This is a genomic window from Neisseria sp., from assembly GCF_030527965.1.
GTDB lineage: Bacteria > Pseudomonadota > Gammaproteobacteria > Burkholderiales > Neisseriaceae > Neisseria.
Map to the genome: position 1 here is coordinate 34,494 of NZ_JAUMZU010000019.1, position 24,755 is coordinate 59,248.

Annotated in this window: 24 protein-coding genes and 1 tRNA gene; 16 read left to right on the forward strand and 9 right to left on the reverse strand. The window is 48.0% G+C overall.

Features of this window, described 5'->3' with window-relative positions; genetic code table 11:
* Positions 1-29 precede the first annotated feature (29 nt).
* The 5 genes from Q4A84_RS09190 to Q4A84_RS09210 form a co-directional block, all read right to left on the reverse strand.
* On the reverse strand, positions 30-1,667 hold the full coding sequence (locus Q4A84_RS09190) for a glycosyltransferase family 39 protein (protein WP_303088633.1): 1,638 nt from the start codon (positions 1,665-1,667) through the stop codon (positions 30-32).
* A 116-nt stretch (positions 1,668-1,783) separates the two neighbouring features.
* Entirely contained in the window at positions 1,784-1,999 is a 216-nt protein-coding gene (gene rpmE, locus Q4A84_RS09195) for a 50S ribosomal protein L31 (protein ID WP_303088634.1), read from the reverse strand.
* 213 nt (positions 2,000-2,212) lie between these two features.
* Positions 2,213-3,625: a cysteine--tRNA ligase gene (cysS, locus tag Q4A84_RS09200; RefSeq protein WP_303088635.1), complete on the reverse strand. Its 1,413-nt coding sequence runs from the start codon at positions 3,623-3,625 to the stop codon at positions 2,213-2,215.
* Positions 3,626-3,846: 221 nt separating this feature from the next.
* Positions 3,847-4,992 carry a GTPase ObgE gene (gene obgE, locus Q4A84_RS09205; RefSeq protein WP_303088636.1) on the reverse strand — a complete coding sequence of 382 codons (1,146 nt, stop codon included), beginning with the start codon at positions 4,990-4,992 and terminating at the stop codon, positions 3,847-3,849.
* A 182-nt stretch (positions 4,993-5,174) separates the two neighbouring features.
* The gene (locus Q4A84_RS09210) at positions 5,175-6,161 is read right to left on the reverse strand and encodes a hypothetical protein (RefSeq protein ID WP_303088637.1); all 987 of its coding nucleotides are present in this window, start codon (positions 6,159-6,161) and stop codon (positions 5,175-5,177) included.
* A 346-nt stretch (positions 6,162-6,507) separates the two neighbouring features.
* Here Q4A84_RS09210 and Q4A84_RS09215 point away from each other — a divergent pair, with 346 nt between their 5' ends.
* The 15 genes from Q4A84_RS09215 to Q4A84_RS09285 all read left to right on the forward strand — a co-directional run bounded on the left by Q4A84_RS09215 (position 6,508) and on the right by Q4A84_RS09285 (position 19,718).
* Positions 6,508-7,746 carry a LysM peptidoglycan-binding domain-containing M23 family metallopeptidase gene (locus Q4A84_RS09215; protein WP_303088657.1) on the forward strand — a complete coding sequence of 413 codons (1,239 nt, stop codon included), beginning with the start codon at positions 6,508-6,510 and terminating at the stop codon, positions 7,744-7,746.
* A gap of 1,014 nt (positions 7,747-8,760) precedes the next feature.
* Complete coding sequence (locus tag Q4A84_RS09220) at positions 8,761-9,120, forward strand: VacJ (RefSeq protein ID WP_303088638.1); 360 nt, start codon at positions 8,761-8,763, stop codon at positions 9,118-9,120.
* A gap of 2 nt (positions 9,121-9,122) precedes the next feature.
* Complete coding sequence (locus tag Q4A84_RS09225; protein WP_303088639.1) at positions 9,123-9,509, forward strand: thioesterase family protein; 387 nt, start codon at positions 9,123-9,125, stop codon at positions 9,507-9,509.
* Complete coding sequence (locus Q4A84_RS09230; RefSeq protein ID WP_303088640.1) at positions 9,509-10,012, forward strand: peroxiredoxin; 504 nt, start codon at positions 9,509-9,511, stop codon at positions 10,010-10,012. Before Q4A84_RS09225 ends, Q4A84_RS09230 begins: the two co-directional genes overlap by 1 nt.
* Before the next feature lie 205 nt (positions 10,013-10,217).
* On the forward strand, positions 10,218-11,261 hold the full coding sequence (gene aroG, locus Q4A84_RS09235) for a 3-deoxy-7-phosphoheptulonate synthase AroG (protein WP_303088641.1): 1,044 nt from the start codon (positions 10,218-10,220) through the stop codon (positions 11,259-11,261).
* 224 nt (positions 11,262-11,485) lie between these two features.
* Positions 11,486-12,346, forward strand: coding sequence for a ParB/RepB/Spo0J family partition protein (locus Q4A84_RS09240; RefSeq protein WP_303088642.1), 861 nt, complete (start codon positions 11,486-11,488; stop codon positions 12,344-12,346).
* A gap of 410 nt (positions 12,347-12,756) precedes the next feature.
* The gene (locus Q4A84_RS09245) at positions 12,757-13,110 is read left to right on the forward strand and encodes an ATP synthase subunit I (protein ID WP_303088643.1); all 354 of its coding nucleotides are present in this window, start codon (positions 12,757-12,759) and stop codon (positions 13,108-13,110) included.
* Positions 13,100-13,966: a F0F1 ATP synthase subunit A gene (gene atpB, locus Q4A84_RS09250; RefSeq protein ID WP_303088644.1), complete on the forward strand. Its 867-nt coding sequence runs from the start codon at positions 13,100-13,102 to the stop codon at positions 13,964-13,966. The genes Q4A84_RS09245 and atpB overlap by 11 nt, the downstream gene beginning before the upstream one ends.
* A gap of 91 nt (positions 13,967-14,057) precedes the next feature.
* A complete protein-coding gene (atpE, locus tag Q4A84_RS09255) occupies positions 14,058-14,294 on the forward strand; it encodes a F0F1 ATP synthase subunit C (RefSeq protein WP_303088645.1) in 237 nt (78 codons plus the stop codon).
* Between the two features lie 74 nt (positions 14,295-14,368).
* Positions 14,369-14,839 carry a F0F1 ATP synthase subunit B gene (locus Q4A84_RS09260; protein ID WP_303088646.1) on the forward strand — a complete coding sequence of 157 codons (471 nt, stop codon included), beginning with the start codon at positions 14,369-14,371 and terminating at the stop codon, positions 14,837-14,839.
* Between the two features lie 4 nt (positions 14,840-14,843).
* Entirely contained in the window at positions 14,844-15,392 is a 549-nt protein-coding gene (locus Q4A84_RS09265; protein ID WP_303088647.1) for a F0F1 ATP synthase subunit delta, read from the forward strand.
* A 10-nt stretch (positions 15,393-15,402) separates the two neighbouring features.
* The gene (gene atpA / locus Q4A84_RS09270; RefSeq protein ID WP_303088648.1) at positions 15,403-16,944 is read left to right on the forward strand and encodes a F0F1 ATP synthase subunit alpha; all 1,542 of its coding nucleotides are present in this window, start codon (positions 15,403-15,405) and stop codon (positions 16,942-16,944) included.
* A 32-nt stretch (positions 16,945-16,976) separates the two neighbouring features.
* A complete protein-coding gene (gene atpG / locus Q4A84_RS09275) occupies positions 16,977-17,849 on the forward strand; it encodes a F0F1 ATP synthase subunit gamma (RefSeq protein WP_303088649.1) in 873 nt (290 codons plus the stop codon).
* 35 nt (positions 17,850-17,884) lie between these two features.
* Positions 17,885-19,282 (forward strand): F0F1 ATP synthase subunit beta, encoded by a 1,398-nt coding sequence (gene atpD, locus Q4A84_RS09280; protein ID WP_303088650.1) that lies wholly within the window; start codon positions 17,885-17,887, stop codon positions 19,280-19,282.
* A gap of 10 nt (positions 19,283-19,292) precedes the next feature.
* Positions 19,293-19,718 carry a F0F1 ATP synthase subunit epsilon gene (locus tag Q4A84_RS09285; RefSeq protein ID WP_303088651.1) on the forward strand — a complete coding sequence of 142 codons (426 nt, stop codon included), beginning with the start codon at positions 19,293-19,295 and terminating at the stop codon, positions 19,716-19,718.
* A gap of 92 nt (positions 19,719-19,810) precedes the next feature.
* On the opposite strand, the gene Q4A84_RS09290 is transcribed toward Q4A84_RS09285, so the two are convergent.
* From Q4A84_RS09290 to orn, 4 genes are all read right to left on the reverse strand, one after another.
* Positions 19,811-20,752 carry a dihydroorotate oxidase gene (locus Q4A84_RS09290; protein WP_303088652.1) on the reverse strand — a complete coding sequence of 314 codons (942 nt, stop codon included), beginning with the start codon at positions 20,750-20,752 and terminating at the stop codon, positions 19,811-19,813.
* Positions 20,753-20,991: 239 nt separating this feature from the next.
* On the reverse strand, positions 20,992-21,792 hold the full coding sequence (thiM, locus tag Q4A84_RS09295) for a hydroxyethylthiazole kinase (protein ID WP_303088653.1): 801 nt from the start codon (positions 21,790-21,792) through the stop codon (positions 20,992-20,994).
* 163 nt (positions 21,793-21,955) lie between these two features.
* Positions 21,956-23,590, reverse strand: coding sequence for a glucose-6-phosphate isomerase (pgi, locus tag Q4A84_RS09300; RefSeq protein WP_303088654.1), 1,635 nt, complete (start codon positions 23,588-23,590; stop codon positions 21,956-21,958).
* Positions 23,591-23,735: 145 nt separating this feature from the next.
* Positions 23,736-24,302: an oligoribonuclease gene (orn, locus tag Q4A84_RS09305; RefSeq protein ID WP_303088655.1), complete on the reverse strand. Its 567-nt coding sequence runs from the start codon at positions 24,300-24,302 to the stop codon at positions 23,736-23,738.
* 120 nt (positions 24,303-24,422) lie between these two features.
* Here orn and Q4A84_RS09310 point away from each other — a divergent pair.
* A tRNA-Lys gene (locus Q4A84_RS09310) sits at positions 24,423-24,498 on the forward strand.
* Positions 24,499-24,755 lie beyond the last annotated feature (257 nt).

Here is a 24,755-nt window from a genome sequence, read left to right on the forward strand (position 1 = left end):
GTTTCAGACAGGCCTAAACGGGGCCAGAATCAATCTTTTCGCATGAGCACGAAAACCATATCTTTGCTGCGCGGGCGATTACCCTGCCAGATTTTCTGCCATCCTTGCGGTTGCGGCTCGTTTTTTCGGGTAAGCACGAGACGGTATGCGCAGCCCTCGTCGTTAACGTGTAAAGACAAACGGCTGTATTCGCCCCACGCGAGGCGTGCGGCTTTTTCATGTGCGGCAATACCGATGCAGGCCTGCCCGTTGAGCAGATCTGCCGGCGCGGCGGCTTCCATGTGTTCGACTACCGGGCGGTAGCTTTTGGCTTTGTCGAGCCAAGAGAGAAACAAAGTCATCATCAATGCCCAAACCAAAGTGGTACCTGCCGCCCAGTTGGTAACGGCTTGGCGGCCGCGGATGTTTTTACGGGTAATCGCCCATAGCCATACGGGGCTGAATAATAAAGCCACTAACATGGGAAGGGCGTTGATATCGGGTATGTAAAACGGGCTGAAGTAGGCGGAACGCTCGGCCAGTTTGGCGGGCCAGCCGTAATTCATGGCGAAAAAACCCAGCCAAAGGAATAGCGCGGCCAAGCCGAAAGTCATGATGCCGAACCAATTGAGAAAGGCAGCGGCGCCTCGCCGCAGGCTGTCGAGTTTCGCCGCGCCCAGTAAGGCAAGCGGCGGCAGTATCCAGAGCAGATTGTCTTGATAAGTGGCCGGCTCGACAACCAGAAGCAGGCCGATTTCCACCAGCCATGCCAATGCCAACACCATCCACGGTTCTTTAGCCAGATTGCCGCGCGATAATGTCCATATCGCCAGCGGCCAAGCGGGAAAGGCGAACCAAAGCAGATTCTTCAAATAATAGCCTGCGCTAAATGCGGTATGAAAATTTTCGAAGCCGCCGAAGCTGCCGAAAGCATGATACAGACGCCATGTTTCGAATAGGGCGGGATTGGTTTTAAACAAGGCGGAAGGATAGATTGTCATCAACGGCAGGCCGATGGCTAAGGCACCGAACAACGAGATGTAATAACGCTTTTTCTGCCAATGCGGGCTGGCCAGCAGGGACACGGCAGTCAGCAACAATGAGAACGGTATCAAATAGCCGGCCGACACGGAGAGTAGTGCCAATCCTATGCCGAGCAGCAACGAGGCCATAATGACGCGGCTGCATGCCAAAGCGAAGCCGTATAAAACAAGACTGAGCGCAGCAAATTGAACCGACATGCCGTTAAGCATGTGCGCCGAGCTGATTAGGCCTGCCGAGCCAACCATAATCAGCACCACGCTACGGCCTTGATGGCGGCCGAGCAGGTGGAAGCCGGCCATGCCGGAGGCGGTCAAACCGATGCTGGTGAAAATGACACTGGCGAAGCGCGATGCGGAATAGGCGTCGGTCAGCCAAGGGGAAAACAGGTGGCGGCAGGCATTGGCCAGCCAGAGGTAAATGGGTGGGATGTTAAACTGAGGCTCGCCCAGTGCGGTGGGAATCCATACCTGCCCGTTATCCAGCATTTCTTTAATCGCCGCGTTAACGGTGGGTTCGGAAGGATTCCATAATCCGTGGGAAAATATACCCGGCCACAACCAAGCAAAAACCAGTAACAGTAAAAGCCAGGGCTTTTCGTTGGCGGGGTCGGGCGGGCGTTGGTCGGGCGGCAGGTAAGTCAGCATGGGGTGTGGGGGAATATTGCTTGGATAGGCGAAGTTTAGCAGGAATGTGCGATGTTGCTAAGTTGGCGGATGCAAAAAAGGCTGCTTCAAGCAGCCTTTTTGGGGTATGTTCTCGATTAACGTTTGAACATGTTGCCGTATTTTTGTTTGAATTTATCCACGCGGCCGGTAGTGTCGACGATTTTTTGTTGGCCGGTGTAAAAAGGATGGCATTGTGAGCAAACTTCGATGGAGAAGTTGTCTTTTGTCATGGACGATTTGGTTTCGAATTTATTACCGCAAGAACAAGTAACGGTCACGTTGTGGTAATCAGGGTGGATACCTTGTTTCATTTTCATTTCCTTTCGGTTAGCGGGTATAGGGGATTTACCTATACTTCAAGATTCGCCTATTGGAAGAACATGCCGGCTGGCGTGCTCATTCGGCGTAAGGGCGCGATTATCGCAAGTTATTGGTGCCAAGGCAAGTTTTTTAGGTGGTTTGGGCAAAATGCCTGTCTGAAAAAGCACAAGAGGCTTCAGATTTCGTTCAGACAGGCATTTTCCTTACCCTCTGCGCCATGTGGTGCCGCCGGCACCGTCTTCCAGAATGATGTTTTGGGCGGTCAGAAGATCGCGGATGCGGTCGGATTCAGCCCAGTTTTTAGCGGAGCGGGCTTGTTTGCGCTGCTCGATCAGGCTTTCGATTTCTTCGTTGCTTAGGCCGTCGGCAACCGCGCCGCCTTGCAGGAATTCTTGCGGATCGCGTTGTAGCAGACCGATAATGCCACCGAGCGCTTTCAGGCATCCGGCCAATTCTGCATCACGGCTTTTGTTGATTTCGTTGGCCAGCTCGAACAATACCGCCACGGCTTCTACGGTGCCGAAATCGTCGTTCATAGCGGCGAAGAAACGGCGGGTGTAGTCGTTGGTGTTTTCGTTGAGCTCAAAATCGGCAGGCGGTGTGTTTTTCAGGGCGGTGTAGAGGCGGGTTAGCGAGCCTTTGGCATCGTCCAGATGGGCATCGGAATAGTTGAGCGGGCTGCGGTAGTGGGCGCGCAAAATGAAGAAACGGACAACTTCCGGATCGTATTGTTTCAGCACTTCGCGTATGGTGAAGAAATTGCCCAGTGATTTGGACATCTTTTCGCCGTCTACGCGAATAAAGCCGTTGTGCAGCCAGTATTTAACATGGCTTTCAATGGTTTTTCCGTTGTGGTTGTGGTCGCAATGGTGTCCGATGGCGCCGCAGCTTTGGGCGATTTCGTTTTCATGATGGGGGAATTGCAAGTCGGCGCCGCCGCCATGAATGTCGAAGGTATCGCCGAATAATTCTTCGCCCATTGCCGAGCATTCGATGTGCCAGCCCGGGCGGCCTTTGCCCCAAGGGCTTTCCCAGAAATCGGCTTCGTTCGGTTTGGCGGCTTTCCATAAGACGAAATCAAGCGGATCGCGTTTGAAGCTGTCTACTTCCACGCGTTCGCCCGCACGAAGGTCGTCTAGCGATTTGCCGGATAATTGGCCGTAGGCGGCAAATTCGCGCACGGCATAGTAAACGTCGCCGTTTTCGGCGGGGTAGGCTTTGCCGTTGGCAATCAGGCGCTCAATCATTTCAATCATTTGCGGCACATGCTCTGTGGCTTTGGGTTCGACATCGGGACGGATAACGCCCAATGCGTCGGCGTCTTCGTGCATGGCGTTGATGAATCGGGCGGTTAGTTCGCGGATGCTTTCGCCGTTTTCGGCGGCGCGGGCGATGATTTTGTCGTCGATATCGGTGATGTTGCGAACGTAAGTGAGCGGATAGCCTTGCGCGCGCAGCCAGCGGGCAATCATGTCGAATACGACCATGACGCGTGCGTGGCCTAAGTGGCAGTAATCGTATACAGTCATGCCGCATACATACATGCGTACGTTTTGCGGGTTGAGGGGAGTGAAGGTTTCTTTTTGACGGGTCAGTGTGTTGTATACGGTTAGCATGTTTTTACTCGAGGTTGAAAGAGGTAAGTGTTTTAATAATGGGTTTGGCGATTGGAAGGGTTTGATTGGTTTGCGATACAACCCTTTGCCAATTATCCTATTTTTAATAATGCGGGTAAAAAGGTGGTTTCTAAATGGTAGGTTTGGCTGCTGTGCGGGCCTGCACTCTATTTGTTGTGGCACCAATGCCTGTCTGAACAGTTTTCAGACAGGCATTGTGCTTATTCGGCTTTGAATACGGAAGTATCGGTTTGATTCGGCGATGGTTTCTCCGCTTCAGGGAGTTCCGTCGCCTGTTCTTCGGCCGCCAAACGTTTTTTCTCGCTCAGATAGCTGTTGATTTGATGTACCAAATCTTGCGTGCCTTCATGAGTTAGCGCGCTGATTTTGAACAGGCGCGGCGTTTGCATGTCGAAACCGAACTGGTCGTCCGGCTCGGGGTAATCCCAGCCGATTTCTTGCAGAAACGCTGCAGTGCGGGTTTGCGCTTCTTCGGGGCTTAGCATGTCGAGTTTATTTAACACGAGCCAGCGCGGTTTGCCGTACAAGGTTTCGTCGTATTTGCGCAATTCGTTGATAAGGGAAAGCGCTTCGGAAGAGGGGCTGACGTTTTCGTCGAACGGGGCTAAGTCGACCACATGCAGCAGCAGGCCGGTGCGGGATAAGTGTTTCAGAAAGCGGTGGCCTAAGCCCGCGCCTTCGGCTGCACCTTCAATCAGACCTGGAATGTCGGCCATAACGAAGCTGTGATTTTCATCAACGCGCACAACGCCCAAATTGGGATGCAGGGTGGTAAACGGATAATCGGCCACTTTGGGGCGGGCGGCGGACACGGCGCGGATGAGGGTGGATTTTCCGGCATTGGGCATGCCCAAGAGGCCTACGTCGGCCAATACTTTCAATTCCAGCATCAGGCTGCGTGCTTCGCCTTCTTCGCCGGGCGTGGCTTGCTTGGGCGCCCGATTGACGGAAGATTTGAAGTGGATGTTGCCTAAGCCGCCTTTGCCGCCTTTGGCAAGGCAGACTTTCTGCCCGTGGCGGGTCAGGTCTGCGACGATTTCGTCGGTGTCGGTATCGCGGATGAGGGTGCCGACGGGCATGTGCAGCTCGATGTCGTCGGCGCCTGCGCCGTAACGGTCTGAACCGTGGCCTTTCTCGCCGTTTTTCGCCTGATAGCGTTTGACGAAACGGTATTCGACCAAGGTGTTGATGTTTTCGTCGGCTACGGCATACACGCTGCCGCCTTTGCCGCCGTCGCCACCGTCGGGGCCGCCGCGCGGTACGAATTTTTCTCGGCGGAAGCTGACGGCACCATTGCCGCCGCGACCTGCCGCTACTTCGATTTTTGCTTCGTCAATAAATTTCATATCGGCTTCTTAACAAGGTTTCAGACAGGCATCGTATCCAATGCCTGTCTGAAAAATAGGTTCGATTTTCTATATGGTTTGCATTATAAAGGCTAACCGTTTGCTTCATGAAGATTTTTCTATGAAAAACGGATGGAAACGGTTCGGATGAGTCTTGCGCGGCTTATCTTTAGTATAACGGGTTATGCCCGCCAATTTCCTTGAAAACGGCGCTTACGTTTCCAAAATGCTCTGCCTGAACGGGCTTTGACGATAAGTTCGCCGCCATCGGCGCCGTCGGTGGCTAAGGTTAGGCTTTGCAGGCTGCCTTTTTGCAAAGCCTGCCAGATAGGCGCAAAGAATCGGTTATCCCAATTTTCTAATGTTTGTTTGTAGGCCCATAAATCTCCGGTATGGCTGGGTCCGATTAAATCGTCTAAAAAAATCAGATGCCTGTCTGAATCGGGCTGCTCCGCCAGCATGCTTTGCCAAGCTGCGTAATCGTACGGCAAATCCAGTTTGGGGCCTTGATATGCTTCTGCCCATTCGTTATCGGCGGCTAAAAGCGGCGAATCCGTTAAGGTGCCGTTTAAGTTTTGCCACAGCCATATTCCGTTGATGGCGGGTTGATTGTTCTGAGTTCGTTCAACATTCAGCGGGTGCGAGTGCAACCACATCTGTATTTCGGTTTGCAGCTGTAGCCATAACTCTGCATCTTGCCCTTCCGCTCGAACCGTGCCGTCAAGCATGCCCATTACATCTAATATACAAGGAACCTGCCAATCAACCGGGGTAGGCAGAGCTACCACCCATAAATCAGGGCGGTAGGCATGAAAATTCAAGGCCGAGTCGGCATAAAATTCACTCAAACCGGCGCAGAATGCCTGCGCTTCTTGCAGGGTAATGCCTAAATCCGAACCACCAAGCATGTTGACGTTGTGCATCCCCATTTGTTGCCAGACAGGGCTGGCAAATACGGCATATTGCTTTTCTTGAAGCCCCAGTATTTTTTTTGCGTGTGCCAGCAGACTGCCCTGCCATAAATAAGCTGCGAAGAAATTGGCAACAGAAGTTGGAAGGGAGGTGTGGGAGCCGAAGCGTAGCAGGGTATTGAGAGCGGGCGTTTCCAAAGGAGGAAGGGGTTCGGTTTGCTCTAAATTGAGGGCAGGAACAGCGATGGTAAGATGCATGTTTTAAACAGGAAAGCTGGGAGATAGAAGCGATATTTTACGTGATTTTCACAACTTTTGCCGCTATCTGGCGCCTTTCTTTTAGAAAGGCAAGATTGTTTTATGCTAAAATAGCAGGATAAGTAAAAAAGAGAAAATCGTACTGTCAATCAGCAAAATCGCCGCCATTATTTCCGGCGGTTTAGAATCGAAAAATACCACAAATTATCATTCATTACGAAGCGTCATCTTGAAGGCGTAAGCGGTGCTGACTTGCGCCACGAACATTCAGGACAGAACCGTGACAACAGAAAATAAAACCGTTAAAAAAATCAACCAACCCATCCGCTGGACATTGCTGGGCATTATGCTACCCGTGTCTGCCGTGATGACAACCTATGCCATCACAGAACCGTTACCGAATAGTAGCCTGTATAAAGCAGAGCGTATTACGCAAGAATTGCCTTCCGTATTTGTGAAAAACAACGATTTGCAAAGCAGCTATTGGACGGCGGAAACCGTGCAGGCGGGAGATAGCCTGGCCGACGTGTTGGCGCGTGCCGGCATTTCCGAGAAAAACATTAAAAGCGTATTGGCCAAAAGCAATATCGACAACAATCTGAAAAAACTTAACCCCGGGCAGACGGTGAGCATCCGTTTGGATTCTAAGGGTGATGCGACGGATATACAGTTCTTTGCCGATGATGACAACGGCGAAAGCAATCTGGTGGCAATCGAGAAAGTGAACGGTCAATGGCAGGCTTCCGCATCGGAGCTTTCCATGCGCACCATGCCGTCGTTGCGTTCGATTATCGTGCGAACTTCTGCACAAGGCGCCTTGGCGCAAGCCGGTGTCGGCATTGAGTTGCGCGAATCATTGCGCGATATTTTCAGCGACAAACTGAATATCGACGAATTGAGGCCGGGCGATCAAATCCGTCTACTATATAACAGCATGTATTTCCGTGGCCAAGAAATGGCAACCGGAGATATTCTGGCTGCTGAAGTGGTTAAAGGCGGCAAAGTCTATAAAGCTTATTATTATGACAAGGGCGACGAAGGCGGCAGTTATTATGATGAACAAGGCAAATCCTTGAAGCATACCAGTACGTTTAACGTGCAGCCCGTAGCCTATACCCGAATTTCCTCGCCTTACGGCTTGCGCGTGCATCCGGTTTTGCATACGGTAAGAATGCATACCGGTATCGACTACGCCGCGCCCGAAGGTACGCCAATTCATGCGCCGGCTGACGGTATTGTGACATGGAAAGGCTGGAAAGGCGGTTACGGCAACACCATTATGCTAACTCATGCCAATGGCGTGGAAACCCTGTATGGCCATATGAGTGCCTATGCGCCGATAGGCAATACGGTTAAAGCGGGTGATGTTATCGGTTACGTCGGAACGACCGGGCGTTCTACCGGCCCTCACCTGCACTATGAAGCCCGCATCAATGGCCAGCACGTCAATCCGACTACTGTGGCACTGCCCACGCCGAAAATGGAACAAGTCAATATGGCCAAATTCAATCAGCAACGTGCCAAGTCGGATACCATGTTGTCGGCGATTCGTAATTTGCCGGTTACCGTGGCTCAGGTGGACTAAACCGGATTCCATTGGAACCAAGCATTTGTTAAACCAAAATGCCTGTCTGAATTTTTCAGACAGGCATTTTTAATTTTGTTTAGAAATAAATATACACGGATGTCGTTAACCTAATATGACAAAAAATGTCACGGCTGTTATCAAAGGTCGGAGCTTAGATGACAAAAAATGGCAAGGAATAGCCGTGTTGTGCGAGGTAGTCGTGGTTTTAAATAATAATAAATAAAAACCAATATCAATATTTATTTATTTAAATTAAATAGTTATATAAATAATGGATAAATTTAAGAGATTGGCATGAGAAATGCTAAATAGTTTTTGTCTGCCACGCAGCAGCAAATTCAATTTCAGGGAAATTAAAGCCAAATACATTACGGGAAATGTTAAAATCTGAAATAATCGATAAAAAGGGCAAATACCCAAACGCATTGGAAAACATCAAAATCGGGAAATATTAAGATATAAATATAAGGGGGTGGAAAACGGAGCATTACGGAAAACGTGCCAAACGGCATAAATAAGGGAAAGCAAAAAGGCCAAATACATTACGGGAAAACAGGCACATCAATCAGAAGGTGCAAAAGGAACATAGGCCAAACACATTGCAGTAAACGCAATCAAGCGAGCGAAACGGTAATAAGTCAATTTAAAACTGTTTTAAAGACTCGCCTAACAAAATTCAGCCGGCGGGCAGCTCAAGGGGAAAAAGCTGCCGCCCAAGCTGGCGGATTCAACCGGGGAAAGCTTTGCTAAAGGTTGTGCCGCAATCTATTATCAGGCAAGCAGGGGGTGTTTGCTTTGATAATTTTAAGCTGTATTTCTAACTTCGCGCTTCTTTAATAGTCTTATTAAAGAAGCGTTTTTTTATTGGCCGTTAGAGGGATGGGCAGGAGCAGGGAAACCGTAATCGGAAACCGGATAACGATTATCTTGATTCGTTTAAAATAATGACGTTTTGTTGGTTTCGCATTATCATTGCCTTCCTGAAGCAGCCTTTATGTAAAGGAAAACATTATGTATGAAGTAAACCGTAGTGTGTTTTTGCTGATTCCGCTCGACCCTTTCTGGAATTGGCTGAAAGAGGTCGGTATCGACACAGAAGAATTTACTTTAGAGGATTTGCAGGCGGATGCGAATTCCTATCTGGTCAGCCCGTGCGACGATGTGGATCAGGTATGGAATGAAATCGAATCGCATTTTGAGAAAATCTTTGCCGCAGAGTTGGCGGATTGGTGTGAAGACGAAAGCCTTTGGCCGGATTTGCATCCCGATATTTTTCAAGAATGGTTTGATATCCAGCTTTCTACCATTGTAACGGATTTGTCGGCCGAGCCTTTGGTGCGTGAATCGTTTCAGCCGATTCCGCTAAGTTAAGCATGAGTATTGTTATTCGCAGCTACCATCTTGATGGTTACGGCCACGTCAATAATGCTCGGTATCTGGAGTTTCTGGAAGAAGCGCGTTGGGTGTTTTTTGAACGGAAAGGCTTGTCTGCTTTGTTGGGCGATATTCAGATGGTAGTATCTCGCATGGATATCCGTTACCGGCGCAGTGCGCAAGAAGGCGATGTGTTGGAAACGGAAACTCGGTTGTTCGAAGTTTTACCGCGCCAGATTAAATTTCGGCAGATGATGGTTTTTCAAAACAATGGCAAAGTGGCGGTTGAGGCCGAGGTGACTTTGATGGGGGTACAAAATGGCAAAGCGGTCAGTTTGTCGGAATCTTTGCGCTCTGCGTTGGATGGTTTGGTTGTGAGAGATTGATGAAAAAAATTTTAATGTTGGCTGTCGTTTTATTGATAGGCGGCCTGATTGTTTACTTGTTGATACCGAAAGCCAAACAAGCGCCTGTTTTTGCTTTGCCGGATTTGCAGGGGCAAGTACATGATAATGCCAGCCTGAAAGGGAAGGTTACCTTTATTAATTTTTGGTTCCCTACTTGCCCCGGTTGTGTGAGCGAGATGCCGAAAGTAATCAAAATGGCACACGATTATGAAGGCAAGGATTTTCAAGTGTATGGCATTGCCCAGCCTATTGCTCCGCCGGGTGTTGATTCATTGGAGAGTGTCAAGAATTATGCCCAATCACGCGGTTTGCCGTTTGCAGTGCTGTACGATAACGACGGAAAAGTAGGCAAGGCATTCAAAACCATCGTTTATCCGACCTCCGTGTTAATCAATAAAAACGGGGAAATCTTGAAAACATTTGTCAGCGAGCCTGATTTTCCTGCTTTATATCAGCAGATTGATGCCGAGTTGGCCAAATAAAGCCAGTAAAATGCCTGTCTGAAATGTTTCAGACAGGCATTTTATATTATTCAAGTATTATTTATTTGCAATTAAATTCTATTAACTTTCAATATTTGAGAATATACGCAATTAAATAACAATAAAATTCATTTCTGGCTTGTCAAAGCCTGTTAAAGCCGTTAATCTAGGCAGCATTTCCAACTAAAATAAAACGAGCATGAACATGAACCGTTTACAGAAAACAGATGATGTACGCATCAATGCCATTGATGAACTACTGCCGCCTATCGCCCATTTATACGAATTGCCGATTACCGATGAAGTATCCGAGCTGGTTGTGCGGACACGCCAAGAAATCGCTGATTTGGTACATGGCAAAGACAACCGTCTGTTGGTTATTATCGGCCCGTGTTCTATCCATGATCCTAAAGCAGCTATTGAATATGCCAAACGTTTGTTGGTATTGCGTAAGAAATATGAAAAAGAGCTGGTCATCGTGATGCGCGTTTATTTTGAGAAGCCGCGTACAACAGTCGGTTGGAAAGGCTTGATTAACGATCCTCATCTTGATGGTACGTTCGACATTAATTTTGGTTTGCGCCGTGCGCGCAAGTTATTGCTGGAGCTGAATAATCTTGGCATGCCGGCATCAACTGAATTTCTCGATATGATTACGCCCCAATATTATGCGGACTTGATTTCATGGGGTGCTATCGGTGCGCGAACCACCGAAAGTCAAGTTCACCGAGAGTTGGCGTCTGGCCTTTCCTGCCCGGTAGGCTTTAAAAACGGTACGGACGGCAACTTGAAAATCGCCATTGACGCGATTGGCGCGGCCTCGCATTCGCACCACTTTCTATCCGTTACCAAAACCGGCCACAGCGCTATCGTGCATACGGCGGGTAATCCCGACTGCCATGTTATTCTGCGCGGAGGTAAAGAGCCGAATTATGACAGCGAAAACGTGAAAGCAGCGGCGGAAGCCTTAGAAAAAGCGGGCGTTACACCCAAGCTGATGGTTGATTTCAGCCATGCGAATAGTCGTAAAGACTACACGCGGCAGATGGAGGTGGCTCAGGATGTCGCCCAGCAATTGCGTGATGGAGAAAACAATATCATGGGTGTTATGGTGGAAAGCCATTTGGTGGAAGGTCGTCAAGATAAACCCGAGACCTTCGGTCAAAGCATTACAGATGCCTGCATCGGTTGGGAAGCAACCGAAACGTTGTTGGAATTACTGGCTCAGGCCAATCGACATCGGGTATAAATTAAGCGGCTCAGTTTGACAATGCCTGTCTGAAACCTTTCAGACAGGCATTTTAAGCGTGTATAGAAACATGCAATATAGAAAAAGGTTTGCATCATCGCTGTAATAATGACCGGCCTAACCTCAACCTTTCTTAAGCCGGCTTTACCATATTGCTTGAAATTGATTTAACGTCATTGCACGATATCGGCTAAAATAACCGGAAAATTTAAGGAAATATGAATATGGCAAAACCTAAAGGTGGCTTAGGCGGAAGAGGTCTGGATTCTTTATTGGCCGGCAATATTGAAGATAATAACGGTGATCGGTTGACCACGGTTGCCGTCGGCGATATTAGGCCAGGTCGTTACCAGCCGCGCGTACAAATGGATGACGAAGCCCTGCAGGAATTGGCGGAATCGATTAAAGCCCAAGGCGTTATCCAGCCGGTAATCGTGCGTGAATACAGCCTTTCCCAATATGAGTTGATTGCCGGTGAGCGCCGTTGGCGGGCCAGTCAGCTGGCTGGCTTAACAGAGATTCCCGTTGTTATTAAAAGCATTAGTGATGAAACTGCATTGGCGATGGGTTTGATTGAAAACCTGCAGCGCGAAAATCTGAATCCCATTGAGGAAGCACGCGGGCTCAAGCGCTTGGCCGAAGAATTCAGCCTAACCCACGAAACCATTGCCAAAGCCGTAGGCAAAAGCCGCAGCGCCATTTCCAACAGCATGCGTTTATTGGCGCTGCCGGTGCCGGTGCAAGATATGCTATATCAGCGCCGCTTGGAAATGGGGCATGCGCGCGCGTTACTGACGTTGCCGGTTGTGGAGCAATTAGAATTGGCTCAGAAAGCAGTCAAGTATGGCTGGTCGGTGCGTGAAGTCGAGCGTCGCAGCCAATTATTGCAACACGGCAAAAAAACAGTCGCCCTGAAAAAAAATGATCCGGATACCCAGCGGTTGAGTGATTTGCTGACGGAAACGTTGGGCGTGAACGCGGAAGTACGCAGTGCAAACCATAAAAAAGGCAAAATTATCCTTCACTTCGATACGCCGGAAACGTTAGACGCATTGCTGCAAAAATTAGGCATTCGGTTTGACTGACATGAAGAGAAAAACAAACGCTAAGTTGAAAATATTTTCAATGCCTGTCTGAAAATGTAATTTTTACAGGCATTGGGTAGAAGAAGGTGTAAATCGGCCAGTCAGCTTTTGGGGGCTTAATCAAGTGAAAAATTTCCGTATCAGGCCAACAAGCGGTACGTCGGTGGCATTTTTATTGCCGGTTGTACGATTTTATTGCGATTTCAATGTAATCTATTGTAATTTTAAATAAAGTAAGATGAAATATAGGCTTAGGCAGTTTTGCAATAAACGTAATATGAAGATTTGAGAAGGGTCAGGGAATCTTAATCCGATTGACGAAAATTAACAAAATTCTTGACGCTGGCGCCGCTCTTTGATTATAGTAGAAAGCCTCATTCTAGTTGGTTCGTTAAAATATTGCAGTGCCTATGGGTAAAATTTTATTATTGCAGTCGGCGGTTTTACTCTTGGCAACGATACTATCAGGTATTTCAGGTAGGCCGCCTGTTGTATGGTCGGTGTTGGCAGGTGGGCTTTGTTACTTTATTCCATCTTCGATTACGGTTCTAATCTTAAGGCTTCTCAACCCTTATCCGCAATTTGCAGGCTACGGTTTTCTTGTCGGAGAAGGATTAAGAATAGTGCTGGCTTTACTTATGATGGTGTCCGTATTTGCAATATGGCATCAAACATTAGTTTTTATCCCTTTCTTATTAGGGCTGTTAGCCGTTAGCCATGTAGTTTTTTTGATATTTTGGAAAGTTCAACGTTATGGCAAGTGAATCAATGACCGCTGCCGACTATATCAAGCACCATTTGCAAAGCTTGACCAGTCTGTCGGATGTAACTCAAGGCCAAGGCCTGAAAAACATTGCTGATTTTTCATTTATTAATATTGATACGGTATTTTTCGCAGTATTGACCGGCGTAGTGGGCAGTCTTTTACTGTGGCTGGGCGCCAGAAAAGCCACTGCGGGTGTTCCGGGGCGTTTTCAAGCGGCAGTAGAGCTATTGATTGAATTTGTGGATGATATGTGTAAGAGTATTATCCACAACGAAAGATCGCGCAAATTGGTTGCCCCGCTTGGGCTAACCTTGTTTGTGTGGATTTTTATGATGAATGCGATGGATTTGTTGCCCGTTGATTTACTGCCTTCCGCATGGCAGGCCACTACGGGTGAACACCATGCACTATTGCGTATTGTACCCACAGCCGATTTGAATACAACCTTGGCATTGGCAATCGGTGTTTTAGTTATTTGTATTTTCTACAATATTAAAATCAAAGGCTTCGGCGGCTGGATGCATGAAATGTTTAGCGCACCATTCGGCCCCAAACTTGCACCTGCAAATTTTATTTTAAATATTGTTGAGTTCTTGTCCAAGACGGTATCTCACGGTATGCGGTTGTTTGGTAACATGTATGCCGGTGAATTGGTATTCCTGTTAATTGCCTTGTTGGGCGGCGCTTGGGCAGCATCCGGCAGCGTCGGTTTCTTGGATCCGATAATGTTTGTGTTTCATATTATTGCAGGGTTGGTTTGGGCGATTTTCCATATTCTGGTCATTACTTTGCAGGCATTTATCTTTATGGCATTGGCTTTTGTCTATATCGGCCAAGCGCATGATGCACATTAAATGAATTAAATAAATGAATTAATTTGATTTATCTGTTTTGTTTCTTTAACGTAGTTTTTTAGTTTTTCTTTATTTTTAAGGAGTTTTTGAGATGGGTGGTTTGATTGCTATCGCATGTGGTTTGATCGTGGCTTTTGGTGCCTTGGGCGCTGCTGTTGGCATTGGTATGGTAGGTTCTAAATATCTCGAATCTTCTGCTCGTCAGCCTGAATTGATGGGTCCGCTGCAAACCAAATTATTCTTGATTGCAGGTCTGATTGATGCCGCTTTCCTGATTGGTGTGGCCATCGCATTGCTGTTCGCCTTCGTTAACCCGTTCCAAGGCTAATCAGAACAGAAAACTGTTTCGATACAAACGGATTTCGTTTGTTTGATTAACCCTAAATGCGAAGGTTAAGTAAAGTGAATATTAATGCAACCTTATTTGCGCAGATCATTGTTTTTATCGGTTTGGTGTGGTTTACCATGAAGTTTGTGTGGCCTCCAATCGCAAAAGCATTGGATGAGCGCGCCGACAAAATTGCAGAAGGCTTGGCTGCGGCTGAGCGCGGTAAGAGCGATTTTGAGCAGGCAGAAAAGAAAGTTGCAGAACTCTTGGCCGAAGGGCGAAGTCAGGTTGCCGAAATGGTAGCCAATGCCGAGAAGCGTGCAGCACAAATTGTGGAAGAGGCGAAAAACCAAGCTTCCACAGAGGCTGCCCGTATCGCAGCCCAAGCCAAAGCTGACGTTGAGCAAGAAGCTAACCGGGCCCGCGAAGCTTTGCGGGATCAAGTAGCTGCTTTGGCTGTTAAAGGTGCCGAATCAATTTTGCGTCGTGAAGTGAATGAAACCCAGCATGCGCAATTGTTGAGTAACCTGAAACAGGAGCTGTAACGTTATGGCCGAGTTCGCAACCATTGCCAGACCTTATGCAAAAGCATTGTTTGATCTGGCGACCGAAAAAAATGAAATTGAGTCTTGGTTGGGCGGACTGAAAGAACTAGCATGGTCTGTGCTGCAACCAAACGTTGCGGCAATGATTGAGGAGGTTGAAATCAGCAACGCTCAAAAGGCAGACGAATTGATACGTTTGCTGAATGAATCGGATGCCATGAAAAGTACGACTTTTCGTAATTTCGTCTACGTAGTGGCTGAAGAGAAGCGTTTGCAGATTTTGCCTGAGATTTATACCCAATATCAAGATTTGACTTTATCACATAACGAAGCCCAAAAAGCGGTTATTTACAGTGCTTACGAGTTTGCCGGAGAAGGCCAGAAGGCCAATATCGTTAAAGAGCTTGAGCAACATTTCAATACCCGTTTGGAGGCAACTTTTGAGATTGATCCCGATTTAATCGGCGGTCTCAAAATAGAGATAGGTGATCAAGTACTGGATCTGTCCGTACAGGGTAAATTGAAAAAACTGTATGCGGCAATGATAAATTAGGAGAGTTTTCATGCAGCTTAATCCTGCTGAAATTAGCGATTTGCTGAAAGCCAAAATCGAAAACCTGAATACCAAACAGGAAGTACGTACCAGAGGTACGGTGATTTCCGTAACGGATGGTATCGTTCGCGTGCATGGCTTATCAGATGTAATGCAAGGCGAAATGCTGGAATTTCCAAACAACACTTTTGGCTTGGCAATGAACTTGGAGCGTGACTCCGTTGGTGCCGTGGTGTTGGGCGAGTACGAGCACATTAAAGAAGGTGATGAAGTTCAATGCACCGGCCGTATTTTGGAAGTGCCGATTGGTCGAGAATTAATTGGCCGTGTGGTTAATGCCTTAGGCCAACCCATTGATGGAAAAGGTCCGATTAATACCAATTTGACTGCTCCGATTGAGAAAATCGCCCCTGGTGTGATTGCTCGTCAATCTGTAGATCAACCGATGCAGACAGGGTTGAAATCTATTGACTCTATGGTGCCGGTAGGTCGCGGTCAGCGCGAGTTGATTATTGGTGACCGCCAGACCGGTAAAACAGCGGTGGCTTTGGATGCTATTGTTAACCAAAAAGGCACGGGCGTTGTTTGTATCTATGTGGCCATTGGTCAAAAAGCATCTTCCATTGCCAACGTTGTGCGTAAGCTCGAAGAATACGGTGCTATGGAGCATACCATTATTGTTGCCGCAACCGCTTCTGAAGCGGCGGCATTGCAATATATTGCCCCTTATGCCGGCTGTACTATGGGTGAGTTTTTCCGTGACCGCGGCGAAGATGCTCTGATCGTATATGATGATTTGTCAAAACAAGCCGTTGCCTATCGTCAGATTTCCCTGTTGTTGCGTCGCCCTCCCGGTCGTGAGGCTTATCCCGGCGATGTATTCTACCTGCACTCCCGTCTGTTAGAGCGCGCATCTCGCATCAATGCGGATGAGGTGGAAAAACTCACTAACGGTGAAGTAAAAGGCAAGACTGGTTCGTTAACAGCCCTACCGATTATCGAGACCCAAGCGGGTGACGTATCTGCTTTCGTTCCAACTAACGTTATTTCGATTACAGACGGTCAAATCTTCTTGGAAACAGACTTGTTTAACTCGGGTATTCGACCAGCCATTAATGCAGGTATTTCCGTATCGCGTGTGGGTGGTGCGGCACAGACCAAAGTCATTAAAAAATTGGGCGGCGGTATTCGTTTGGCATTGGCTCAATACCGTGAATTGGCTGCATTCTCCCAGTTTGCTTCTGATTTGGACGAAGCTACTCGCAAACAGCTACAACATGGTGAAGTCGTAACCGAATTGATGAAACAAAAACAATTCAGTACCCTCAATACGGCTGAAATGGCATTGACTTTATGGGCCATTAATAATGGTTCTTACGAAGATGTTCCTGTTGCGAAGGCATTGGCTTTCGAGGCGGAATTCTTGAGTTATGTGCGCACGCAGAATCCGGGCGTGTTGGATGCCATTAATGCTTCAGGTGCGATGTCTGACGAGAGTGAGCAAGCGTTAGAACAAGCCATGAAATCCTTTAAATCATCTTACACCTACTAAGTGTAAGAATAAGGGACTGAAAGGAGTCTGAAATGGCAGTAGGAAAAGAGATTCTCACCAAAATCCGTAGTGTTCAAAATACCCAAAAGATCACTAAAGCGATGCAGATGGTGTCAACCTCTAAAATGCGGAAGACTCAAGAGCGGATGCGTTTGGCTAGACCTTATGCTGAAAAGGTGCGTTTGGTGATGAGTCACTTGGCGCAAACCAATACGGAACACGGTATCAAACTATTGGAAGAGCATCGCGATGTACAGCGTGCAGGGTTTATCTTGATTACTACTGATAAAGGCCTGTGCGGTGGCTTGAATGCCAATATCCTGAAAAAATTCTTAGTGCAAGTGCAAGAGTATCAATCGCAAGGCATTGAGGTGGAAGTGGTCTGTTTAGGCAATAAAGGTCTGGCGGCGTGTCAGCGTATTGGCCTTAATGTGATTGCCAGCGTTACCAATTTGGGCGATACGCCGAAAATGGAAATGATGCTGGGTCCGTTAACTGAAATTTTTCAACGTTATGAAAACAGGGAATTGGATGTTATCCATTTAGTGTATTCCTGTTTTGTAAATACGATGCGACAAGAACCCCGCATGGAAGTGCTGCTGCCTATCGGTAAAAGCGTTTTCGAGGAAATGGGTGATGGTAAATACAACTGGGATTACCGTTATGAGCCTAGTGATGTCGCGGTGTTGGAATATTTGGTTCGCCGTTATTTAGAGTCTGTGGTTTACCAGTCATTGTGCGATAACATGGCTTCGGAGCAAGCTGCCCGTATGGTAGCGATGAAAGCCGCAACCGACAATGCAGGTAATGCAATCAAGGAATTGCGCTTGGTATACAACAAATCCCGCCAAGCTGCGATTACCACAGAATTGTCAGAAATTGTGGCAGGAGCCGCCGCCGTTTGAGGCGGACGGCCTGCCAGTTGAAATAGGATACGATAATGAGCCAAGGCAAAATCGTACAAATTATTGGTGCCGTAGTAGACGTAGAGTTTCCGCGCGATGCAATGCCGCGTGTGTATGATGCGCTGAAACTAGTAGACAACGATTTAACACTGGAAGTACAACAGCAGTTGGGTGACGGTGTAGTGCGTACTATCGCGATGGGTAGTTCGGACGGCTTGAAACGCGGGCTGGAAGTGGTTAATACTGGTGCACCGATTACTGTGCCTGTTGGTAAAGCGACATTGGGACGCATTATGGATGTGTTGGGCAATCCTGTTGACGAGGCAGGCCCGATTGGTTCTGAGCATACTCGAGCCATTCACCAATCTGCTCCAAAGTTTGACGAGCTTTCCAGCACAACCGATATTTTGGAAACCGGTATTAAAGTGATTGACTTGCTTTGCCCGTTTGCCAAAGGTGGTAAAGTAGGTTTGTTTGGTGGTGCTGGTGTGGGCAAAACTGTGAACATGATGGAGTTGATTAACAACATCGCCAAAGCGCACAGTGGTTTGTCTGTATTTGCCGGTGTGGGCGAGCGGACTCGTGAAGGTAACGACTTTTACCATGAGATGAAGGATTCCAACGTATTGGATAAAGTTGCCATGGTATACGGCCAGATGAACGAACCTCCGGGCAACCGTTTGCGCGTTGCGTTGACCGGTTTGTCGATGGCGGAATATTTCCGTGACGAAAAAGATGAAAACGGAAAAGGCCGTGACGTATTGTTCTTTGTAGACAATATTTACCGTTATACATTGGCCGGTACTGAAGTTTCCGCATTGTTAGGCCGTATGCCTTCGGCAGTGGGTTATCAGCCGACATTGGCGGAGGAAATGGGTCGTTTGCAAGAGCGGATTACGTCTACTCAAACAGGTTCGATTACTTCAATTCAAGCGGTATATGTGCCTGCGGATGACTTGACCGACCCGTCTCCTGCTACAACCTTCGCGCACTTGGATGCAACTGTGGTGTTGAGCCGTGATATTGCTTCTTTAGGTATTTACCCGGCAGTGGATCCGCTGGATTCTACTTCACGCCAGTTAGACCCGATGGTATTGGGTCAAGACCATTATGATGTGGCACGTGGTGTACAGTCTACTTTGCAAAAATACAAAGAGTTGCGTGATATTATCGCTATTTTGGGTATGGATGAATTATCCGATGAAGACAAGCTGACGGTTATGCGCGCGCGTAAGATTCAACGTTTCTTGTCGCAGCCTTTCCATGTGGCGGAAGTATTTACCGGCTCTCCGGGAAAATATGTTTCTCTGCGTGATACCATTTCCGGCTTTAAAGCCATTTTGAACGGTGAATACGACCACTTGCCCGAGCAAGCGTTCTATATGGTGGGCGGTATCGAAGAAGCTGTTGAAAAAGCGAAAACCTTAAGCTAAGGAGGCCGGCATGAGTGTCATGCAAGTTGAAGTGGTCAGTAACGAAGACAGCATCTTTTCTGGGGAGGCCAGCTTTGTGGTGGTGCCGACGCAGACTGGTGAGCTCGGTATTTACCCGCGACACGAGCCGGTTATGAGTTTGGTTCGCCCGGGGGCGTTGCGCTTGCAGGTTCCCGGCCAATCGGAAGAAGTCTTGGTTGCCGTTTCGGGTGGTGTTTTGGAGGTTCAGCCTAACAAGATTACCATCTTGGCTGACGTAGCCGTGCGCAGCGTTGAAATGGATCGGGCACGAGCCGAGCAGGCTAAAAAGACAGCTGAAGCCCGCATTTCCGAAGCTAATGATGAGGAATCGTTGGCTAAGGCGCAGGCTGCTTTGGCTGCCGCGATTGCCGAGCTGAAAACGTTGGATTATCTGCGTTCGCAAAAAAACCGGTAAAGGTTGTTTGGTAAACTGATTTTATTTAAGCAATGCCTGTCTGAAAAACTTTCAGACAGGCATTTTCATTTTTCTCGGGTTTATCATTTGAATTACAAAGGCTTTAAGCGGCCTTTGAAATCGGTTAGCGAGGAATAGCCTTTAACAGTCATGATGGCTTTTAATTCTTGGGTCAACCGCTGGAAAATACCGGGGCCTTCTTGGTGCAGCTGCGTGCCGACTTGCACCATATCTGCACCGCATAGGATATGTTCGAATACGTCGCCTCCGGTTAATACGCCGCCGGTGCCGATGATTTGAATATCATGCCGCAGGCGTTGGCGGAATGCAAATACATTGGCGAGCGCGGTTGGTTTCAGACAGGCTCCGCCTATACCGCCAAAACCGTTTTTCGGTTTGATTAATACAGATTCGCTGTTTAGATCGACGCATAAGCCGTTGCCGATACTGTTTACCGAGTTGATGTAGGCGAGCGGAAAGCGGTTGAGAATATCGGCCATTTGGTCGAAATGAACCAAATCGAAGTAAGGGGGAAGTTTGACGCCTAATGGTGCCGTGTATAAGGAAAAAACTTTATCTAGAATGGCGGCTACGGCTTGGAAATCATAGCCGGTTTGCGGTTTGCCGGGCATGTTGGGGCAAGATAAATTGAGCTCGACGATGCCTTTGAAGTCGGATTGTTGGATTTGTTTTAATAAGGCTAAATCTTCTGCTGCATTAAAGCCAGTAATGGATACGAAGTAGGTTTTTTCGGGGTAATCCTGTTGGGCTTGGGAAACGTAGTCTAAATAGTAAGCGAGACCGAAATTCGGCAAACCCATGGAATTGATGCTGCCCAAAGGCATGTTGCTGTAGCGCGGTTCGGGATTGCCTGTGCGAGGGACGAGGGTGGCCGATTTGGTAATGAAACTGGCGGCGGCGGAGTGCTGCATCTCGCTTAGCTCTTCAACGGTATAATCATATACGCCGGCGGCGTTCATGATGCAGTTTTCAAATTCGAAACCGGCAATTCGGGTGTGAGTAGAAGGATTCATGACGGGCGCTCCAATAAAGATAAAGCAATCTAACATGTTGCTTGTTATGAGATTCTGATGAAGCGCAATGTAGCCGGAAGGAAAATGCCTGTTTGAATGTTTCAGACAGGCATACTTTTTACTGATAACGTGAAAAGATGCGATAGGCTTTGCAACAAATGCAAAAAATTTGGAACTAAGCTTGTTATGGTGATTGATCGCGGTATCAAGATCGAGTGCTGCTGTATTTCCAAATTATGTTAAGCAAGTGAAAGTTGAGCACCTTGTTTGATGGTTTCTTGAGGCAGGTTGTATAGCGCATCAAGCATGGCGGGTTGGAGGCTGCCGGGGCCTTGGGCGGATGCGGCGGCGGTTTGTCCGCATAAGCCGTAATAGGCAAGAGCCGCCGCCGCGGCAACGGTTGGTTTGTCGGGATGGGTGGCGACAAAGGCAGCAACGACGGATGAAGAGGTGCAACCGGTACCAACCAGCGCAGCCATCATGGGATGGCCGTTGTGGCAGAGATATGTTTGGGTGCCGTCGGTAATGTAATCCGTTGCGCCAGTCATGGCTACGGTGCATCGGTAGTGTTTGGCGACTTGGCGTGCGTTTTGAAGTGCGGCGCTTACTTCGTTACCGGCATCGATGCCTTTGCTTGAGTGGGCTGCGCCGGCGAGCACGGCTATTTCACCGGCATTGGCTCGGATGATGCTGACGGGATGTTTTTCGAGCAGCTCTAATGCAGTTTGTTTGCGAAACGGTGTGGCGCCGATGCCGACCGGATCGAACACGATGGGAATGTCTTTTTCAAAGGCGGCCTGCATGGAAAGGTGCATGGCGGCGATTGTATTGTGGTTGAGCGTGCCGATGTTGACGGCAAGGGCGTCGGCCAGACGGGTCATGTCTGCTGCTTCTTCGATGGCGTCGGCCATAATCGGCGAGGCGCCTATTGCGCTCAGGGCATTGGCTTGAAAAGGGGCCGCAACATAATTGGTAATGTTGTGAATCAGCGGATTGCGCCGGCGTACGGCAATGGCCATTTCGGCAACGGATACAAGCATGGGGGTGGTTCCTTGGAGGCTTTGCAGAAGAAAAATCAGATTGTGATTAAAGCATGGCAAGAGGGTTTTTTACAACGCCTGTTCCATCCTATATTGGAAAAATGCCTGTCTGAATTTTTTCAGACAGGCATTCGGCTGCTTTCGCGTAAGTAATTTTCTAAAATTAATTGGTTTGTTTGCTGCGGTAATAGGCAATCAAACCGTCGGTGGAGCTGTCGTGGTGGGGAGTACCGTCGCCGGCCAGCTCGCGTTCGATGGTTTTAGCCAGCACTTTGCCGTATTCGACGCCCCATTGGTCAAACGAGTTGATATCCCATATGGCGCCTTGTACGAAAACTTTATGCTCGTACATAGCCAGTAACATGCCTAAAGTAAACGGGTCGAGCTGTTCGATTAGCAGTGCGTTGCTTGGGCGGTTGCCTTTGAATTCGTTATGCAGCGCTAATTCGCTGCGCTCCGATTCGGGCAATTTATCCAGCTCGGCGTAGGCTTCTTCTGCTGTTTTGCCGCGCATCAATGCCTCGGCTTGGGCAAAGGCGTTGGCAACAAGGAAACGGTTATGCGTACCGATGCGGTAGGGCGTGGTTACCGGAACGATGAAATCTACCGGAATCAGCCGCGTGCCTTGGTGGATAAGCTGGAAAAATGCGTGTTGGCAGTTAACGCCTTCTTCACCCCAGATAATCGGGCCGGTTTGGTATTCGGTTTGTTGGCCTGCGTAAGTAATGTGTTTGCCGTTGCTTTCCATATCAAGCTGTTGCAGATGGGCGGGCAGGCGACGTAACAGGTGGCTGTAGGGAATAACGGCATGGCTTTCGGCGCCGTAGAAGTTGTTGTACCAAACACCCAGCAGGGCAAGCAATACGGGAATATTGTGGCGATAAGGGGTGTTGAAGAAATGTTCGTCCATCGCATGCGCCCCGTTGAGAAAGGCTCGGAAATGATCGGCGCCCACCGCCACCATCACCGGCAAACCGATAGCCGACCATACCGAATAGCGCCCGCCGACCCAGTCGAACATGGCAAAGGTATTTTGCGGCGGGATGCCGAATTTTTCTACGGCAGGCATATTGGTGGAAATGGCGACGAAATGGCGAGCAATGTCGACCTCATTCATGCCTTGTGCCAAAAACCAATCGCGGGCGGTATAGGCGTTGAGCAAAGTTTCGGGCGTGCCGAACGATTTGCTGGCAATGCTGAATACGGTACGGCGAGCATCTAATTTGGACAATACTTGAGCGATTGCGGCATCGTCGGCATTGGAAACGAAGTGTACGCGTATGTTTTGATGATACGGTTGCAACGCCAGGGCAACCATTTGCGGCCCCAAATCCGAGCCGCCGATGCCAATGTGTACTAAATCAGTAATGCGTTCACCGCTGCTGCCTTTATAGGTGCCGTCAATTAAATCTTGCGCAAAGGCTAAGGCCCGATTCAATTCATGGTGCAGCTTGGGTACGATGTTTTCATTATTAACATAGATAGGAGCTCCATCGGTGGGCAAACGCAATGCGGTATGCAGAACAGCGCGCTGCTCGCTTGTGTTGATAAAATCTCCTCGTCGCATGGCTTCGGTTTTTTGAGCCAACCCTGCGGTTTCAGCCAAGCGGCAGAGTAGGGTAAGGGTTTCTTCATTGATGCGGTTTTTACTGAAATCGACTAGCAGACCGTGCAGGGTTTCGTGCATGCGGTTAAACCGATCGGGTTCGGCCGCAAATTGATCTCGCATTTGGATAGTCTGCGTATGTTTGTAATGTTCGGCTAAGGCTTGCCATATGGGGGTTTTATGGATAGTCATAGGGGATAACAAAGATAAAAAGATTTATTTTAAAGGATGACGGAGTAATGTAGTGAAGGGTAATCTGAACGGGTGTGATTTTCTGATAAACAGAATGCCTGTCTGAAAATATTTCAGGCAGGCATAGTAAATATAAATCTGCCGGCTAGCAGGGTTGTTCTTCGCGTTCGGGCAGTTTTAAGAAGTGTTCGCGGTAATAACGCATTTCTTCAATGCTTTCCAAAATATCGTCCAGAGCCTGATGCGAGCCGCGTTTAACCAAGCCTTTGGTCAGCGTCGGATACCAGCGGCGAGCCAATTCCTTTAAAGTGGAAACATCTAAATTCCGATAATGGAAATAGGCTTCCAGCTTAGGCATATAGCGCACCATAAAGCGGCGGTCTTGATGAATGGTATTGCCGCACATCGGCGTGGTTTTTTCAGGAACCCATTGTGCCATGAAATCCAACAGCTTTTGCTCGACTTCGGCTTCCGTGTGATGCGATTCGCGTACACGCTGAGTTAAGCCGGTGCGTGTATGGGTTGCCGTATTCCATTCATCCATTGCGTTTAAAACAGAATCACTCTGATGAATGGCATAAACTTCGGATTGAGCCAACACGTTTAAATCTTTATCGGTAATGACCATCGCAATTTCGATAACCCGTTCTTTTTCCGGATCGAGGCCGGTCATTTCCATATCTAACCAGCATAAATTGTTTTTATCTTGCATGAAACTCTTTCAGACAGGTTTTAATTGTTAAGCAGATTGTATAACAAAACGGTTAAGAACGGATTTTTCAGAAAAGAGGTTGACGGATTATAGGTTGAATAATATAATGCCCAATTCTTCGGGTCGTTAGCTCAGCTGGTAGAGCAGCGGACTTTTAATCCGTTGGTCGAGCGTTCGAATCGCTCACGACCCACCAAATACCTGATAAAGCCTAAGCTCATCGCTTAGGCTTTATTTTATTCTCAAATATCCAAGTCTATAATTACATCGTCAAAAAAAATATTAAATTGCCAAAATTAAGCTGGCTGCTTTCCTTAGAATAAAAAGGAACTTAATTTAACTAGAGTTAAGTTACAGCGATGAGCTTGATAGTTTATCATTATAAAAAAAGGGGCTGCCCTAGATAACTAGGACAAATCATGCTTTACTAATTGTTTTAAAATAGAAATTTGA